Source organism: Bradyrhizobium sp. ORS 111, assembly GCF_045571485.1.
In the GTDB taxonomy this organism is placed as follows: domain Bacteria; phylum Pseudomonadota; class Alphaproteobacteria; order Rhizobiales; family Xanthobacteraceae; genus Bradyrhizobium.
Genome location: NZ_CP120701.1, coordinates 3,571,428 through 3,588,246 on the forward strand (window position 1 = coordinate 3,571,428; position 16,819 = coordinate 3,588,246).

General features: G+C 64.1%; 12 protein-coding genes. 8 read left to right on the plus strand and 4 right to left on the minus strand.

All coding sequences use genetic code 11. The annotated features are described in order from the left end of the window. Positions 1–1,001 precede the first annotated feature (1,001 nt). The 3 genes from P6U30_RS16550 (at position 1,002) to P6U30_RS16560 (ending at position 3,624) form a co-directional block, all read left to right on the plus strand. Positions 1,002–1,943: an alpha/beta fold hydrolase gene (locus P6U30_RS16550; RefSeq protein ID WP_407169988.1), complete on the plus strand. Its 942-nt coding sequence runs from the start codon at positions 1,002–1,004 to the stop codon at positions 1,941–1,943. Between the two features lie 98 nt (positions 1,944–2,041). Beyond that, entirely contained in the window at positions 2,042–2,809 is a 768-nt protein-coding gene (locus P6U30_RS16555; protein WP_407169989.1) for a VWA domain-containing protein, read from the plus strand. A 92-nt stretch (positions 2,810–2,901) separates the two neighbouring features. After that, positions 2,902–3,624, plus strand: coding sequence for a DnaJ domain-containing protein (locus P6U30_RS16560; protein WP_407169990.1), 723 nt, complete (start codon positions 2,902–2,904; stop codon positions 3,622–3,624). A 291-nt stretch (positions 3,625–3,915) separates the two neighbouring features. On the opposite strand, the gene P6U30_RS16565 is transcribed toward P6U30_RS16560, so the two are convergent. Further along, positions 3,916–5,673 carry a serine hydrolase gene (locus tag P6U30_RS16565; RefSeq protein WP_407169991.1) on the minus strand — a complete coding sequence of 586 codons (1,758 nt, stop codon included), beginning with the start codon at positions 5,671–5,673 and terminating at the stop codon, positions 3,916–3,918. Between the two features lie 416 nt (positions 5,674–6,089). On the opposite strand from P6U30_RS16565, the gene P6U30_RS16570 reads away from it, so the two are divergent. Then, a complete protein-coding gene (locus P6U30_RS16570) occupies positions 6,090–6,425 on the plus strand; it encodes a phasin family protein (protein ID WP_407169992.1) in 336 nt (111 codons plus the stop codon). A 75-nt stretch (positions 6,426–6,500) separates the two neighbouring features. Here the strand turns inward: P6U30_RS16570 and P6U30_RS16575 are convergent, their stop codons facing one another. Beyond that, entirely contained in the window at positions 6,501–8,432 is a 1,932-nt protein-coding gene (locus P6U30_RS16575) for a pilus assembly protein TadG-related protein (RefSeq protein ID WP_407169993.1), read from the minus strand. A 480-nt stretch (positions 8,433–8,912) separates the two neighbouring features. Between P6U30_RS16575 and clpS the strand changes: the two genes are divergently transcribed. Both clpS and clpA read left to right on the plus strand, forming a co-directional pair. Further along, positions 8,913–9,245: an ATP-dependent Clp protease adapter ClpS gene (gene clpS / locus P6U30_RS16580; RefSeq protein WP_407152072.1), complete on the plus strand. Its 333-nt coding sequence runs from the start codon at positions 8,913–8,915 to the stop codon at positions 9,243–9,245. Between the two features lie 261 nt (positions 9,246–9,506). After that, a complete protein-coding gene (clpA, locus tag P6U30_RS16585) occupies positions 9,507–11,915 on the plus strand; it encodes an ATP-dependent Clp protease ATP-binding subunit ClpA (RefSeq protein ID WP_407169994.1) in 2,409 nt (802 codons plus the stop codon). Between the two features lie 106 nt (positions 11,916–12,021). Here clpA and P6U30_RS16590 read toward each other — a convergent pair whose 3' ends face one another. Beyond that, positions 12,022–13,440, minus strand: coding sequence for an MFS transporter (locus P6U30_RS16590; RefSeq protein ID WP_407169995.1), 1,419 nt, complete (start codon positions 13,438–13,440; stop codon positions 12,022–12,024). A gap of 112 nt (positions 13,441–13,552) precedes the next feature. Continuing rightward, on the minus strand, positions 13,553–14,509 hold the full coding sequence (locus tag P6U30_RS16595) for a helix-turn-helix domain-containing protein (protein WP_407169996.1): 957 nt from the start codon (positions 14,507–14,509) through the stop codon (positions 13,553–13,555). Between the two features lie 207 nt (positions 14,510–14,716). Here P6U30_RS16595 and P6U30_RS16600 point away from each other — a divergent pair, with 207 nt between their 5' ends. Together P6U30_RS16600 and P6U30_RS16605 are read left to right on the plus strand one after the other, a co-directional pair. Beyond that, the gene (locus tag P6U30_RS16600; protein WP_407170465.1) at positions 14,717–15,727 is read left to right on the plus strand and encodes a carbon-nitrogen hydrolase family protein; all 1,011 of its coding nucleotides are present in this window, start codon (positions 14,717–14,719) and stop codon (positions 15,725–15,727) included. 32 nt (positions 15,728–15,759) lie between these two features. Continuing rightward, positions 15,760–16,815, plus strand: a complete 1,056-nt coding sequence (locus P6U30_RS16605; RefSeq protein ID WP_407169997.1) for a phenylacetaldoxime dehydratase family protein — start codon at positions 15,760–15,762, stop codon at positions 16,813–16,815. The last annotated feature ends 4 nt before the right edge of the window (positions 16,816–16,819 follow it).

Consider the following 16,819-nt stretch of genomic DNA (forward strand, 5'->3'; position numbering starts at 1 on the left):
AGCCGGCAAATCGGTGTGACAGACCGGCCTGCCTTACGTAGCAGGACACCGGCCAGCAGCATGGTGCTGCGGATCGTCGCAGCAATTTTCTTCTATCGAGTCATGATCAAGCGCGACGTTCGATTCCGAGCCGATGCGCTGCAACTGAGTTGACCGCAACCACGCTCGATTTGAAGGATATCGGTGGGGGTCATGTTGGTTCAGGCTGGTCAAGGTCAATCCGGCTCGACGCATGCTGAGGGCCGTTGATCCCGCAGCTATGCGGTAACCGGCAAGGCCCGCTAGGCGGTGCGCGACGCCAGGCGCAAGTGCTGCAGCTCGACGGCTGCTCCACGGGCTGGATTGTGGTCCGCAATCGTCTGTGGATGCTTGGCTCGCGCAACACGTAGTTCGTCGCCGAACGGTTGGCGTATTGCGAGTTCGTCTCGTGCGCTCGACGGCATCGACGAGTGGACGCTTGGAACTCGCCCGGGCCATGTCACCGCGCGAGGAGGGCCTGCGGTGCCAGCTCAAGCTGCCGGACGATGGAGCGCGGCATGCCCAGCGCCGGCCGAACAGTTCCACCAGGTCAACGCTTGAGACATTATCGGCAGCTAGCCGGAGATCGCCCGAAACGCTGTCTTGGCGCGGGATCCCGAATTTGCCCGCAAGAGGTGGCCATCGTCACTTGTTGCACGTCAGCGCGTGCCGCTATCGTTGTCGGGCTTGGCAGGTTCCGGTCACCGGAACGGCGGAACAAAGCTTGTTGCGCGCCGTTTTTCTGGTGTCCGGGCTTTCGAGCCCGATAGCCGATTGCTCGCCAGGATCAAGGTATTATAATACTTTCAATCCCGAGCGTTGGTTGAAAATGCACAAGCGGTAGGTGCACCGCACAACGAACGGGCTACGGGAACACAACATTTGGACTTCCAGTCACGACGCCGTGACATATATGCTGACCAAGGAGGCCGCAGAGCCTTCAGCGCAAATTAGCCCTTGAACAGGCGGACGCCGAGGACGTCATGAAACGTGGAATTACCGTTCTGCTTTCGCTCTCCGTGGTGCTCACGGCGGCCTATTTCACCGCCAGCAAATGGGCGATCCGTCATGAAACCATCATGTTCAACGATCCGACGCGCAACGAACGCCCTGTCGCGGTCGACGTCGCGGTGCGCCGTGACAAGGAGATGCAGGCCGACGCCGGCATGATCACGTTGCCGGTCGCGATCCTCAATCATGGTAATACCGTCAAGTTTACCGAATATTCCTTCCTCGCGAACGTATTCGCCGCGCGCGGCTATCTGGCGGTCAGCATCCAGAACGACATCCCGTCGGACGGGCCGATGGTGACCAAGGTCGGCGAGCTCTATGTCGGCCGGCTGCCGCAGTATCAGCGCGGGATCACCAACATCAAGTTCGCGATCGAGCAGATGAAGAAGGTCCAGCCGAACGCCGACTACAGCAAGCTGACGATGGTCGGCCATTCCAATGGCGGCGACATCGCGATGTATTTTGCCAAGCAGTATCCCGACGAGATCAAGAAGGTCGTGACGCTGGACAACCTGCGTGTGCCCTTCATCACCGACGGCAAGTTCAAGATCCTCTCGTTCCGCTCGCACGATCCGCAGTTCAAGACGGATCCTGGCGTCATTCCGGACGAGGCGGAATGCGAGAAGGCCGGCATCACCGTTGTGAGGACCAACTTCCAGCATAACGATATGCGCGACACCGGGCCGGAGCAGGCCAAGACCTCGATCGAGGCGATGCTCGACAAATTCCTCGCCGACAACGACAGCGACATCGCCCCCGTCGACACCAGGAACGCGCCGCCGAAGATCCTGGAACCGGGTCCGGTTTCGCTCTACGTGCCGGTCGAGAAGGAGCCGCAAACCTTCGCTGACAAAGTGAAGAAGGCGCTGACCCTGAAGAAGACCGAGCGGGACTCGTCCCGGGCCACCAACTGACCCCTGGATGATCTAGTCTCCCGACCGGGCAGGCCTCGCTGCATTGACCCGTCCGACATCGTGGCCCACATAGTGCTTGCTGTAACAGGCAAGCGCTGATGGCTGGCGATCCGACCAAACCGACATCCGGAAACGACGTGCGACCGGCGAACGCGCCTGACATGCGCAGCTCCGGTTCTGTGCCTGATGCGCGGAGGTCCACCTCCGACGACATCGCTGCCTTCGTGGCGAACGCGCGCGCGACGTCGCCACATCGCACCGGCGCGCGGGGTAGGCTGGTGTTCGCGCTTGACGCCACCATGAGTCGGCAGCCGACCTGGGACATGGCCTGCGCGCTGCAGGCCGACATGTTCCGCGAGGCCGCATCGCTCGGCAGTCTCGACATTCGCCTCGTCTACTACCGTGGTTTCAACGAGTGCCGCGCGACCGGGTGGATTTCCGATAGTGCGCAGCTTGCGAAGCTGATGGGCAAGATTAGCTGCCAGGGCGGCAATACCCAGATCGGCAAGGTGCTGTCGGAGGCGCGTCGTGAAGCGGTCGCCGCCGGCGTCCGCGCGGTCGTGTTCGTCGGCGACGCGATGGAAGAAAGCGTCGACGAGCTCTGCGCCAAAGCGGGCGAGCTCGGCCTGCTCAAGGTCCCCGTCTTCATGTTCCAGGAAGGAGGGGATGCGGTCGCCGAGCAGGCGTTTCGCGAGATCGCGCGTCTGACCGGGGGCGCTTGGTGCAGGTTCGATCCCGGTGCCGCCGCTCAGCTCCGGGAGCTGCTGCGCGCCGCTGCAGCCTATGCCGCCGGCGGTCGCGATGCGCTGCTGCAACTCGCCAAGAGCGCGAGCGGCGCGGCGCGGCTGATCGGCCAGATGAAGTGAGCCGGCATGACGTCACGCAGCAGGCGGTGTGATGGCGCCGGTGAGGCGAAGCCGCACATGCTTTTTGTCGCCGGGATGCGTATAGTCCACACATGCCAACCCTGATCGCCGGCATCGTTGCCGTAGTCGTGCTCTATTCCGCGCTGCAGATGTTTCGCGCGGCCAATCCGGCCGTGCTTGCGCGCGTGATCAAGATCGTCGGCGGCGTGCTCGCGCTCGCTGTTGCGGCCTTCACCGGCGTCAGAGGCGAGCTCGCGGTCGCGATCCCGCTTGGCATCTTCGGCGCCGGTCTGCTCGGCTGGTCGCCGTTCGGGACTACGGGCTTTGCCAATCTCGGCGGGATGTTCGGCGGCGGGCAACGCAGCGCGGGGCAGAGCTCGCGGGTGCGCTCGCAATATCTCGACATGAGCCTTGATCACACGACCGGCGTGCTCAGCGGCCGGATCGTGGACGGTCCACAGGCCGGCCGCATGCTCGATGAGTTCGACCTGCCGCAACTGCTGGCGATGCTGCCGGCGTTCGATGCCGAGAGCGTCGCGCTACTTGAAAGCTACCTGGACCGCCGGTTTCCCGCCTGGCGTCAGAACGCGCAGGACGACCGGGCAGGGGGGCAGCGCCGCACGGCGGCGAATGGCAAAATGACGAACGAGGAGGCTTATCAGATCCTTGGCCTGCGGCCGGGAGCGACGCGTGAGGAGATCAGCCGCGCCCACCGCACCCTGATGAAGAAACTCCATCCCGACCAAGGGGGGTCTACGTACCTCGCGGCCCGTGTAAACGAGGCCAAGGATACTCTGCTTCGCACGCATCTCTAACTCCGGCACGCCACTAAAAGCTAACGCCACAAGCCGAGAGCTGTTTCTGTCGATCTCTGGTCGATGCCCCTGGAACATGATGCGGCTGCCGGCATCATGCTGCGCTCGCCCGCCCTTGTTCGGCGTGGTCGACGGTCGCTTGGCGAAACCTTAACCGTAAAATCTTGACGAGAAGTTTTCGTCGCTCGCGGCGCAAGCGGCGAGGCGACTCCCTGCCGCTGCGTGTCACGCCAGAAGCAACAAGGCCGGCGCTTGCGGCGCCGGCCTTGGGGTTTCAGAGGATGCGGTCGATCAATTGCGAACCGTGATGCAGGAGATGTCTGCGCGCTTCAGGGTCCGGCACACCGCTTCGGCTTGATCGCGCTCGAGGCCGGCGAAGCGGGCGCGATAGAGCTTGCGATCGCCCTTCGCGACGACCGTCTCGGTGAACGGATCAGCCTTGCTCAGCATGCCGCGGGCCGAGTTGCGGGCGAGATCGATGCGCTGCTTGGCTTCACTCTCGGACTCCAGCGCGCCGACCTGAACGATCCAGCCGGTGTGGGCGACGGCCGCGGCCGGCTTGGACGCAGGCTGGCTGTGGGCGGGTTCGATCGAGGCCACCGCCTGAGGCCCAGCCGGAGCGGGCGCCTGTACGGCCGAAGCCGGCAGCACGCCGAGAATGCCGTTGCCGGTGCCGAAATTGGCCGGCTGCGGCGGCATGTCGCCGGCCCGCGCCATCATGGCGTTGGAAGTCTCGGCGACCTCGTTGCGCGGCGGAATCGTGTTGGTGATCGGCGGCGCGGATTGCGCGGGGCCGGCGGCTGCGAGCTTGACCTGGCCTGCCTTGACCTGAACGGTCTTCACTTTCACGGGCTTCATCGGCTCGACCGAACCGGGGATCGCCGCCATTGCCTGGCTCTGGATCACGCCGCTGGTCAGCGGCGCCGGTTCCGGCTTCGCCTGCGGGGCAGGCTTGGCCGGCAGTGGCGGCAGAGCGGCGGCCGCTGCAGCCATCAGCGAAGGCTTGTTGGCCGGGCGAGGCGCCTGCATGGCGGTCGAGGCGGGTTCCGAAGTGGCTGCCATGGTCTCGCCGCCGCGGGGTACGCTATCGGCGTCGGCGACCTCGACATTCGCATCGGCGGGATTGCGCTCGGTGATCGCGGCGACGGTCCGGGTCGTCGCGGCCCTTGCAAGGTTCTCGGCGAGCAGGTTGCGCATGATAGCGTCGCGGGACCCGCCGCTGCGGCCGCCGAGCACGACGCCGATCAGGAAGCGGTTGCCGCGGTGCATCGAGGTCACGAGGTTGAAGCCGGAGGCGCGGATGTAGCCGGTCTTGATGCCGTCCACCCCCTCGACGCTGCCAAGCAGATGGTTGTGGCCGGTGATCGTGCGGCCGCGGAAATTGAACGCCGTTGTCGAGAAGAAGCGATAGTAGCGCGGGAAGCGATCCTGAAGCGCGCGGCCGAGGATCGACTGGTCGCGCGCCGTCGTCACCTGTTCGTCGTTGGGCAGGCCGGAGGCGTTGCGATAGACCGTCCTGCTCATGCCAAGCGCGCGCGCCTTGCGCGTCATCATCCTGGCGAAATTCTCTTCGCTGCCGCCGACTGCCTCGGCGATCACCACCGCGGCGTCGTTGGCCGAGCGGGTGATGAGGCCCTTGATGGCGTCTTCGACCCGGATGGTCTGGCCGGGGCGGAGGCCGAGCTTGGTCGGGTCCTGATCGGACGCGTGCTCGGACACCGGCATTTCGGTGTCGAGCTTCATCCTGCCGGAATCGAGACGCTCGAACAGCAGATACAGCGTCATCATCTTGGTGAGAGAGGCGGGGTGCCGCAGGCCGTCGGGACTGTTGGAGGCCAGCACTGCGCCGGAATTGCCGTCGACGACGATCGAGGCGAACTTCGGACCGTAGCTCTCGCTCGCCTCCTGGCTGTGATGCTGGCGGGCGTGGCGATGCCTGTAGCGCCGCGCCTCGGCGCTGTCGCTGATCAGGATCGTCGTCGTGAGGGTGACGAGCCCGAGAACGCCAACCCGCAACGCGCGCGAGGAGGCCAAGGTTTTACGAAGCATCTACTTCCCCGTCCCAATTTCTATCTTGATCACCGGTGCGTGAGGCGAAATTGTGCCCGACGACCGCCGATCCTGCCTGCGCCACAAGCCGATTTGGGCAGAACGCCCAGCCTCGGTTGCGGCTCAGGTTGCTCTTCTGGCTAAGGTGCTGTTCACAAACAGTTTTCAGGCTGTCTGTCGGAAGGCGAACAAAGCCCGGGAATCAGGGTAGGCGGCCCGAGTTTCCAAAAGATTAAGCAACCGTTGCGTAGTCCCCCGGGGTTTATGGCAAATGCCCGGAATTGGGGCGGTTGATTTGTGCGATGCACAAGATTCCTTGACTTGATTGTGCGGTGCACTATGTTGCCGGCGTCAGGGGGCCGGGAGCTTCCCGGCAATAATGCGATATGCGTTTTCAAGTCTGGGATAAGGAACTCATGATCAAGATCGAAGACATTCAGAACTACGGCAAACAGCATCTGGACTCGGTTGCTGCGTCCGCGACCAACCTGCAGAGCGGCGTTCAGGCCATCGCGGCGGCCTATGGCGACTATGCCAAGAAGTCCTATGAAGACACCAAGTCGTTTGTGGAGCAGCTCTCCGGCGTGAAGTCATTCGACAAGGCAGTCGAGGCGCAGAGCGAGTTCGTGCGCTCGGCCTACGAGACCTTCGTGTCGGAATCGCAGAAGATCGCAGGCCTCTACAGCGACTGTGCCAAGCAGACCTTCAAGCCGTTCGAAGGCCTGGTCGGCAAGTTCACGCCGGCCCAGTAACCGGCTCCGAGATCCCGAAAATCAAAAGCCCGGCCGAAGCGGCCGGGCTTTTTTGTGACTCGCGGAGCCGTGAGGCTATCTGGACAGTCGCAGCTTGCTGAGCGCGGTTCCGATCGTCTTGAAGGTCGTCACGATCTGGCTCGAGCTGGTCAGCATGTAGAACTTGTCTGGGCTGCTGGCGCAGTTCTGCAGTACGGTCGAGGTGGGATCCGCGGGCGAACTCGTGTTCACCTGGATCGTGTAGATGGTGTACATCGGCTGGCCGTTGGCATCCGTCGCATTCTTCAAGTTCTGGCACATCAGGGCCTGCCGGGCGTCGATCGGATTGCCCGACGCCTGCGAGCTGCCATCGCCGTAGACCGGCCAACGGTCCTCGGTGTTCAGACCGTCGGACAGCAGGATGATGACCCTGTTGTAGGTGGTGTTGGAATCCTCCGTCGGTGCGTTCAGCGGGCCACCGGGGATCAGGGACTGCCACGCCCAGGCCAAGCCGACTGCCTGGTCGGTGCCGCCGGTCGGCTGCATTGCGTTGACCGCGGACTTGAGGGTGCTCCAATCATAGCTGAGCGGAATGATCGGTTCGAGCTGCGGTGAGGCGCTGCTGCTGCAATAGGCCGTGTTGTTCTCGTAATACTCGTTGGCAGGAAACCGCGTCGTGACATCGTTTAGCAGCGGCAACACGCCCGTCGCGTCGTTGGGCTGTGTGCGGTCGGTGATGCAGCCAGTCCAAGTGCTGATCGGATTGGTCGACACCTGCTGCCAGTTGTTCTGGACCGTAGGGGTGGATGTGGACGGCGTCCAGGCGTTGCCGGCGAAACCGACCACTGCGCTTACGCGGGGCTGGTTCGTGTTGTGCGTTGTGTCGTTGATGCCGGGCTGAGTCCAGTCGTGGGTATAGATGTAGCCGGAGCATGATTTGCTTGACCCGGAGCCGGTGCAACTGCAGCCGGTAACATTGCTGCCGGAAGAATTTTTCGGACAGGCGCAGTTGCCGTTTCCTGAGCAGAACACCTGAGGGGTGGTGCCGACTTGCGTGCTCACCCAACAGCCATTGTAGATCGTGTGGGAATTGTAATCGACGCTCGGGCAAATATAGCCCTTATAGGTTCCGCTCGACGGAATCGTTGACACGTTCGATGTGCTAGTCGGACCGGCGGTGCAGGTGAAGCCGCCGTTGCTATTGGACCACGGACACCTCGCGCCCGGTCCTACCGCGTGCCAATTCATCGGCAGCATCGCCTGCAAGCTCGCGCTGCCCGTCCCCATGCTGCCGTTATTGGGCTGCGCGGTCGGTGGATTCAGCCAGTCGGTCCAGTCGATCCACCACTGGCTATAGTTTGAGGTACCGACATTGACGACCTTGGCGAAGGGAATGACGGAGATGTAGACGTCCCCATTGTTCTTGCTCAGCGCGCTGAGCTGGTCGATCAAGCCGCCTGTTCCGGCCACCGCATTGCGCAACGCGGTTATCTTGCCATCCTGGGCCATCGATCCCGTGTTGTCGAGGGCGAGCGCGACGCGCATCTTGACGTTGCCCCAGGTGGTGGTCGAGGTTGCGCCGAAATTCATCGTGGTCGGAGCGGCACCGGCACCGGGAAGCAGACCCGCGAGCTGCATGAAATCATACTTGATGTAGCCCGATCCGGTCAGGAGAATGGTGGCCGGCGCGCTCGAGGTCGCGGTCGTATAGGTGGCGGAGACGGAAGCGCCCTGGCCGTCCCTGTTGGTATAAAGGGCAGTGAAATAGGCCTGAGCCTTGCTCGGGATCTGCGCGGCCGTGATGGTGCCCGACGTCAGATCCTTGGACAGCATCAGCGCGGTGGAATCGAGCGCCGCCTGCATCGCCGAGCGGGCGGCATTGGCGCGGCTATAGTCGATCGCGGCACCAACGATAAGGAGCACGGGGATCGCCGCGAGGGTAAAGATCACCGCGATATTACCGTCGGTTGCCGCGGAAAAGCGGCCGAGCGCCGTACGGGCGCGGCTGAAAAGGGCTCTACCAAGCATGATGTTCTCATCGAATGGGTTGTGCCCGCCATCTCGATGAGCGCGTCTAAACAGACGATGAATCCAGTTATAGAAACCGGGCGGGGCGCGCCGAGGGGGCCCGGAATGGGGCAAAAACCCGCTTTATCCTCAACGCAGGCTGAACCCGGTGGCCGACTCCTTTGTCAATCCCGCCGGAAACGATTAACCTTGAGGTGATTGCAGCGACGGGAATCGAGCCGGTCGGAGCCGCTACGGGCGTCAGTTCGGCGCTTGCAGCCAAGCGCCGTCGGGCCCATATTCCGAGAGCCGACCCAGCCGCTGGGTCGGACCGGGAGCGGCAATCTGGAAAGCGTTGCTGGAGGTTCCGCGATGGGCTGCTGCGGCAATCGCGAAACATCCCCGATGCGCTTACCGGTTTCCCCTGGGAATTCGAACGCCTGAGCCATGTTGCGATCCACGTCCAAAGCCCCTTCGTCGTTGGCGCTGTCAGCGCCCAAAATGAGCAATGACGAGAACCGCAACGGAGGGGCCAACGGCCCGTCGACCTCGGTCATCACCAAGGTCAAGCCGAAGACCAAACGTCCGAACCTGTACCGTGTGCTCATCCTGAACGATGACTACACGCCGATGGAATTCGTCGTTCACGTGCTGGAGCGGTTCTTCAACAAGGACGCCGAGGCGGCCACCAAGATCATGCTCCATGTCCACCATCACGGGATCGGCGAGTGCGGCGTGTTCACCTACGAGATCGCCGAGACCAAGGTGACGCAGGTGATGGACTTCGCGCGCAAGCATCAGCATCCGTTGCAATGCGTGATGGAAAAGAAGTAGGTCGCCGGCAGCCACCACTTCGCCGCGTCAGCGGAACGGGTCTTCTTGCATCGCATTTCTAATGGAAGGAAACGGCATCCCGTATGATTGCGGGCGGCGGTTGCGCGACACCATAGTGCCTGAAAATTAGAGGAAAACCATCACGCCGGAACCGGTCTTTCGCCACGATCCATCGTAACTATATCACTGGGGATCACGAAGGTTGTTATTGCCTGACCCGGCAATGGCGATCATGATGGCCGGGGGCCATAGAGGACGCGAATGCCAACTTTTTCCCAAAGCCTTGAACAATCCCTGCATCGTGCATTGGCGATCGCGAACGAGCGTCACCATCAATACGCGACGCTCGAACACCTCCTGCTGTCACTGATCGATGACTCGGATGCGGCGGCGGTGATGCGGGCCTGCAGCGTCGATCTCGACAAGCTCAGGACCAGCCTCGTCAACTATCTCGAGACCGAATTCGAGAACCTGGTGACTGATGGCGCCGACGATGCCAAGCCGACCGCCGGGTTCCAGCGCGTGATCCAGCGCGCGGTGATCCATGTCCAGTCGTCCGGTCGCGAGGAAGTGACCGGTGCCAACGTGCTGATCGCGATCTTCGCGGAGCGCGAGAGCCATGCCGCGTATTTCCTGCAGGAGCAGGACATGACGCGCTACGACGCGGTCAACTACATCAGCCATGGCATTGCCAAGCGGCCGGGCGTCTCCGAGGCGCGGCCGGTGCGCGGCGTCGACGAGGAGACCGAGGCCAAGGGCAACGAGGACGCCAAGAAGAAGGGCGAGGCGCTCGAGACCTATTGCGTCAACCTCAACAAGAAGGCGCGCGACGGCAAGATCGATCCGGTGATCGGCCGCAACGCCGAGATCAACCGCGCGATCCAGGTGCTGTGCCGTCGCCAGAAGAACAACCCGCTGTTCGTCGGTGAAGCCGGCGTCGGCAAGACCGCGATCGCCGAAGGTCTCGCCAAGCGCATCGTCGACAGCGACGTGCCTGACGTGCTGGCGGCTGCCACCGTGTTCTCGCTGGACATGGGCACGCTGCTCGCGGGCACGCGCTACCGCGGCGATTTTGAGGAGCGGCTCAAGCAGGTTCTGAAGGAACTGGAGGCGCATCCGAACGCCATCCTGTTTATCGACGAGATCCACACCGTGATCGGTGCAGGGGCGACGTCGGGCGGCGCGATGGACGCGTCCAACCTGCTGAAGCCCGCGCTCGCCTCCGGCACCATCCGCTGCATGGGCTCCACCACCTACAAGGAGTACCGACAGCACTTCGAGAAGGACCGCGCGCTGGTGCGGCGCTTCCAGAAGATCGACGTCAACGAGCCGACGGTGGAGGACGCAATCGCGATCCTCAAGGGCCTGAAGCCGTATTTCGAGGACTACCACCGGCTGAAATACACCAACGAGGCGATCGAGGCCGCGGTGCAGCTCTCCTCGCGCTATATCCATGACCGCAAGCTGCCCGACAAGGCGATCGACGTGATCGACGAGTCCGGCGCGGCGCAGATGCTGGTCGCCGAGAACAAGCGCAAGAAGACGATCGGCATCAAGGAGATCGAAACCACGATCGCCACCATGGCGCGGATTCCGCCCAAGAGCGTGTCGAAGGACGATGCCGAGGTGCTCAAGCATCTCGAGCAGACCCTGAAGCGGGTGGTGTTCGGCCAGGACAAGGCGATCGAGTCGCTGTCGGCATCGATCAAGCTGGCGCGAGCCGGCCTGCGCGAGCCGGAGAAGCCGATCGGCAGCTATCTGTTCTCGGGCCCGACCGGCGTCGGCAAGACCGAGGTCGCAAAGCAGCTTGCGGCGTCGCTCGGCGTCGAGCTGTTGCGCTTCGACATGTCCGAATACATGGAGCGGCACACGGTGTCGCGCCTGATCGGCGCGCCTCCCGGCTATGTCGGCTTCGACCAGGGCGGCCTGCTCACCGATGGCGTGGACCAGCATCCGCATTGCGTGGTGCTGCTTGACGAAATCGAGAAGGCGCACCCGGATCTGTACAACGTGCTGCTGCAGATCATGGATCACGGCCGGCTCACCGACCACAACGGCAAGCAGGTGAACTTCCGCAACGTGATCCTGATCATGACCACCAATGCAGGCGCGGCGGATCTGGCGCGGCAGGCCTTCGGCTTCACCCGCAGCAAGCGGGAAGGCGACGACCACGAGGCGATCAACCGCCAGTTCGCGCCGGAATTCCGCAACCGGCTGGATGCGATCGTCTCGTTCGCGCATCTCAATGCCGAAGTGATCGGCATGGTGGTCGAGAAGTTCGTGCTGCAGCTCGAGGCGCAGCTCGCCGACCGCGACGTGACGATCGAGCTGTCCGAGCCGGCAAAGGCCTGGCTGATCGAGCACGGCTACGACGAGCAGATGGGTGCGCGTCCGATGGCGCGCGTCATCCAGGAACACATCAAGAAGCCCCTGGCGGACGAGGTGCTGTTCGGCCAGCTCAAGGGCGGCGGTCACGTCCGCGTCGTCCTGGTCAAGGACGAGGCGGCCGGCAAGGACAAGATCGGCTTCGAGTTCGTCGAGGGCCCGGTCACGCCGAAGCCCGAGAAGTTGCCGGCCCGCAAGCGCAAGCCGCCGAAGTCCGGTGGCCAAGGCGGCGGCGGAGGCGGCACCAAGGGTCCGGCCTCACGCGGGCCGCTGGTCAAGGTGTGACGCCGTAACAAACGATCAAATGAAAAGGCCGGCTGGAAAACAGCCGGCCTTTTTGTTGCAGCGTGTGGATGACCTGAGGCCGATGCGGCGATCCGGATGCGTAGCGTCACTCACCCTTGAGGCGCTGGCTCTCATGCACACGCACCCGTTCGGCACCCCGGCTGCCGGCCGACGACAATCTGAGCGTAGAGAGCGCCGCGCCGGCCACGGCAAAGCCGACGCCGACCACAAGCGAGATCCGGGTGCCGTCGTCCGGATAGCGTGCCAGCAGCAGCGCGACCAGGGCTGCGCCCATGGTCTGCCCGAGCAGGCGCGCGGTTCCGAGCATGCCGCTGGCGCCACCGGAGCGCTCGCGCGGCGCCGCGGCAATCATGGTCCGGTTGTTCGGAGTCTGGAACATGCCAAATCCGGCGCCCGCGAGCGCCATCCGCCAGATCACGTCCAGGGGCGAGGCCATAGCCGGCATCATCGCGAGTGTGCCCAGACCCAGCGCGAACACCAGCAATCCGATGCCGCCCAGCAGGCCGGCCGGATAGCGCTCGACCAGCCAGCCCGCCAGCGGGGCTGCGAATGCGACTGCGATCGGCCAGGGCGTAATCAGCAGGCCGATCTCCACCGCCGAATATCCGAAATGCCGCTCGAGATAAAAGGGCATCGCGACAAAGGCCAGCATCTGGCCGCAGAACGAGGCGATCGAGGTGCCGATCGACAGCGCGAAAATCGGAATTCGCAGCAGATCGACCGGCAACAGTGGCGAGGGCAGATGCGTCTGCCGTCGGACCAGCAGCACGCACGCGACCGCCGCGATCGCGAACTCGGTCAGGCAGAGATATAGCGCCTCGCCATGCCCGGCGCTGTCGATCGCGGTGATGCCGACACCGAATGCGACCGCGCTGAGCGCTGCGCTTTGCCAGTCGAAGGCGTGGCTGGCCGGCCTAGTGTGCGGCAGATAGTGCCAGCCGAGAGCCAGGGTCGCGATGCCGAGCGGGATGTTGATGGCGAACAGATAGGGCCATGTTCCGATCGACAGGATGATCGAGGCCACGGTCGGGCCCACCGCGGCCGAGACGGCGACGACCAGCGCATTGACGCCGATGCCGCGCCCGAGCAGCGCGCCCGGATAGGTGAAGCGGACCAGCGCGGAGTTGACGCTCAGAATCCCGGCCGCGCCAAATCCTTGCACGACGCGCGCGACCGTCAGCATCGGCAGCGCGTGCGACAGCGCGCAAAACACCGAGGCGAGCGTGAACAGCACCAGGCCGGCGAGATAGACGCGGCGATAGCCGATGATTTCGCCGAGCGAAGCCAAAGGCAGCAGCGAGATCGTGATCGCCAACTGATAGCCGTTGACGATCCAGATCGAAAATGCCGGGCTCGCGTCAAGACTCCGGGCGATGGTCGGCAGCGCGACGTTGGCGATCGAGCCGTCGATGACGGCCATCACGAGGCCGAGCGCGATCGTGACAATGGCCCAATTGCGTTGCGGGTTCGGCAGGCCGTCGGCATGCTCGATCATTGCTGACATGTAGTGAAATTTGCCTTCGGTTCCGGCATGGATCGGCTACCGCATGCTGGATTGTCCGATACTTTGCAACCCCGAATGCCGCATGCAGCATTGCGGCGGGTCACCCTGTCGATCAGTTTGGCAACCGGCTCTGCCGCCAATCGCGCGGCGACATGCCGTAATGCTCGCGGAACACCCGGCCGAAATGCGAGAGGTCGTTGAAGCCCCAGGCGAACGCGATCTCGCTGATGTGGCGATGCGCGTGGGTGGGCGAGGCGAGGTCGCGCTTGCAGCGCTCGAGCCGCTGCGCCAGCACGAAACGCTGGAACGAGGTGTCTTCATCGGCGAACAGGCTGTTGATGTAGCGCGACGAGATGCCTAGCGCCGCCGCCGTTTCAGCGAGGCCGAGATCGGGGTTGGGCAGATGCGCCAGCACGTGCGCCTTCAGCCGGTACAGCAGGGCCGAGCGATGTGTCGAGGACGCAAGCGCGGGTCGCCCGAGCCGCTCGCTCATGGCCATGGCGAGGAGGTCGACGGCCTGGTCGGCGAGCCGGGTCGCGGTGTCATCATCGAGCCGGTCGGCAACCTCGGAGAGCCCGGCGATGAACTGGGAGGCCAGCCGCTCCACAGGGCGGTCCGGCGTGAAGCTCGTTGCGGTGAGAGGCTCGGAGCCGGCAAAGCGCCGGTGCAGCATCACGCGCGGTACCTGAAAGATGGTTTGGGTGAAGTCGTCGTCGAAGCGCAGCTCGTAGGGCCGGGTCGTGTCGTAGAACGCGAATTCGCCGGGCTGGATGACCGTTTCGCGGCCGTCCTGCAACACGGCGCCGGCGCCATGCCGGCCGAGTGCGAACAGCACGAAATCCTCGGTCGCGCGCGCGATCCGCGACGGCGTGCGCAACACCCGCTGCCGGCTTGACGAGACGGTCGAGCATTTCGCCGGCCCCACCTGCGAGCTGGCGATGGCGCCATGGAAGGCGGTGCCAAGGTCGGACTTGCAGTCGAGCTGTACGAAGACGTCGCACACGATGTCCTGCCAGAGCGCCAGGCGTCGATGCGTGGGCGCGTCGTCCGTGGTGAACAGGGCCGGCATGATTTCCTCCCTTCACGAGTTCAAACGCTGGCCACTCGAACAAAGCAAGCTTCATACCGGGGACGGCGACCGATGATCTCCGCCGAAGTCGAATTTTCCTTCCGTCCCGGTCGAACGGCGTGTCCGGTTTCGCGGCAGCATGATGTCAGAGGCTGCCAAGGCCGATCAAGCATGAACCGGCCCGACGCCGGCCGCGAGGAGGACATCATGGGCATCGAACATCCGAAATATCGCGTTGCGGTGGTGCAGGCCGCGCCGGCCTGGCTCGACCTCGATGCGTCCGTCGCCAAGACCATTGCGCTGATCGAGGACGCCGCGGCCAAGGGCGCCAAGCTGATCGCGTTCCCGGAGGCCTTCATTCCCGGCTATCCCTGGTACATCTGGCTGGACTCGCCGGCCTGGGCGATCGGGCGCGGCTTCGTGCAGCGCTATTTCGACAACTCGCTTGGTTATGACAGCCCGCAGGCGGAACGGCTGCGGCTCGCCGTCAAGAGCGCCGGCGTGACCGCGGTGCTCGGCCTGTCCGAGCGCGATGGCGGCAGCCTCTACCTCGCGCAATGGCTGATCGGTCCCGACGGCGAGACCATCGCCAAGCGGCGCAAGCTGCGTCCGACCCATGCCGAGCGCACCGTCTATGGCGAGGGCGACGGCAGCGATCTTGCGGTGCATGACTGCCCCGGCATCGGCCGGCTCGGCGCGCTGTGCTGCTGGGAGCACCTGCAGCCGCTCTCGAAATACGCGATGTATGCCCAGAACGAGCAGGTGCATGTCGCGGCCTGGCCGAGCTTCTCGCTGTACGATCCGTTCGCGCCGGCGCTCGGCTGGGAGGTCAACAACGCGGCCTCGCGCGTGTACGCAGTCGAGGGCTCGTGCTTCGTGCTCGCGCCCTGCGCCACCGTCTCGCAGGCGATGGTGGACGAACTCTGCGACCGCGACGACAAGCACGCATTGCTGCATGCCGGCGGCGGGCACGCCGCGATCTATGGGCCGGACGGCAGCGCGAGCGCCGAGAAGTTGCCACCCGATCAGGAAGGCCTGCTGATCGCCGACATCGATCTCGGCGCGATCGGGATTGCCAAGAATGCCGCCGATCCGGCCGGGCACTATTCGCGGCCCGATGTCACGCGCCTGCTTCTGAACAAGAAGCCGTCGAAGCGCGTCGAGCATTTTGCGCTGCCGCTCGACAGCCTCGAGGAGATCGACGCGGCGGCGAGCTGACAGGCATCATCCATCAAGCGGAGGCGACTGCCATGGAATCCGCCATCCCATCTCATTTGCAGACCGCGCGGTCGCGTCATCGCCGGGTGCCCGACGATTATGCGCCGCCTTATCCATCCTTTGTCGCGCGCCACAAGCCGGCGGTCGTCAATGTGATCATGGCCTATTTCGGCCTGCAGTATCGCGGCCAGCCCACCGCCACGGTGACCGAGGCGCTCGAACAGATCGCGGAGCTCTTCGCTAGGGCGAATGGTCCCGCGCATTGGGACCGCGCGCAATATGTCGATCAGGCCGGTTTCGCGAACGTCGTCTCGGTTGCCTATTGGGATGACGTTGCGCGCTTCGATGCCTGGTTTGAGCTGGCGCGCGAGGCCTGGATCGGCAGCGACGCCGCAAGTGACGGGGTCGGTCGCTTCATCGAGGTGCTGCGGCCGCATGTCGCCCGCTACGAGACGCTGTTCTCATCGCTCGACCGTCCCGAGGGCGTCGCGGTTCTGGCCGACAGCATGAGCGGGGAGGTGCAGGAGCACGCTTATTGGGGCGGCATGCGCGACCGCATTGCGCTGTCGCAGACCGACGCGATGGTGCCAGCCGGCGAGCCGCGGGCCGTGCGTGACGGCGCGCGCATCCGCATCATCGCGCATGACAATCTCTGCCTGATCCGGTCCGGCCAGGACTGGAGCGACACCGAGGCTGAGGAGCGCAAGATGTATCTCGACGATGTCGAGCCGGTGCTGCGCGAGGGCATGGATTTCCTGCGCGACGACGGCGTGCCGATCGGCTGCTACGCCAATCGCTACATGCGTGTCGTCGACGCGCAGGGACAGCCGACCGAAAAATCCTACGGCCAGAGCTGGTGGAAGAGCCTGGCTGCGCTGGAGCGCTGGGCGGAATCGCATCCGACCCATGTCAGGATCTTCGGCGCGGCGATGAAATACCTGTCGACGCTCGGACCGAACGCCAAGCTCAGGCTGTACCACGAGGTCACGGTCGCGGCCGCTGACGAGCAGTTCTTCGAATATCTGAACTGCCACGAGCGGACCGGAATGCTCAACGCGGTGCAGGGCGTAACGATGAAACCGGCCTGACGCT

Bases quoted from the DNA above. Each gene is read 5' to 3' on its own strand.
- P6U30_RS16550 (WP_407169988.1), top strand. From the start codon at position 1,002: ATGAAACGTGGAATTACCGTTCTGCTTTCGCTCTCCGTGGTGCTCACG.
- P6U30_RS16555 (WP_407169989.1), top strand. From the start codon at position 2,042: ATGGCTGGCGATCCGACCAAACCGACATCCGGAAACGACGTGCGACCG.
- P6U30_RS16560 (WP_407169990.1), top strand. From the start codon at position 2,902: ATGCCAACCCTGATCGCCGGCATCGTTGCCGTAGTCGTGCTCTATTCC.
- P6U30_RS16565 (WP_407169991.1), bottom strand. From the start codon at position 5,673: ATGCTTCGTAAAACCTTGGCCTCCTCGCGCGCGTTGCGGGTTGGCGTT.
- P6U30_RS16570 (WP_407169992.1), top strand. From the start codon at position 6,090: ATGATCAAGATCGAAGACATTCAGAACTACGGCAAACAGCATCTGGAC.
- P6U30_RS16575 (WP_407169993.1), bottom strand. From the start codon at position 8,432: ATGCTTGGTAGAGCCCTTTTCAGCCGCGCCCGTACGGCGCTCGGCCGC.
- clpS (WP_407152072.1), top strand. From the start codon at position 8,913: ATGAGCAATGACGAGAACCGCAACGGAGGGGCCAACGGCCCGTCGACC.
- clpA (WP_407169994.1), top strand. From the start codon at position 9,507: ATGCCAACTTTTTCCCAAAGCCTTGAACAATCCCTGCATCGTGCATTG.
- P6U30_RS16590 (WP_407169995.1), bottom strand. From the start codon at position 13,440: ATGTCAGCAATGATCGAGCATGCCGACGGCCTGCCGAACCCGCAACGC.
- P6U30_RS16595 (WP_407169996.1), bottom strand. From the start codon at position 14,509: ATGCCGGCCCTGTTCACCACGGACGACGCGCCCACGCATCGACGCCTG.
- P6U30_RS16600 (WP_407170465.1), top strand. From the start codon at position 14,717: ATGGGCATCGAACATCCGAAATATCGCGTTGCGGTGGTGCAGGCCGCG.
- P6U30_RS16605 (WP_407169997.1), top strand. From the start codon at position 15,760: ATGGAATCCGCCATCCCATCTCATTTGCAGACCGCGCGGTCGCGTCAT.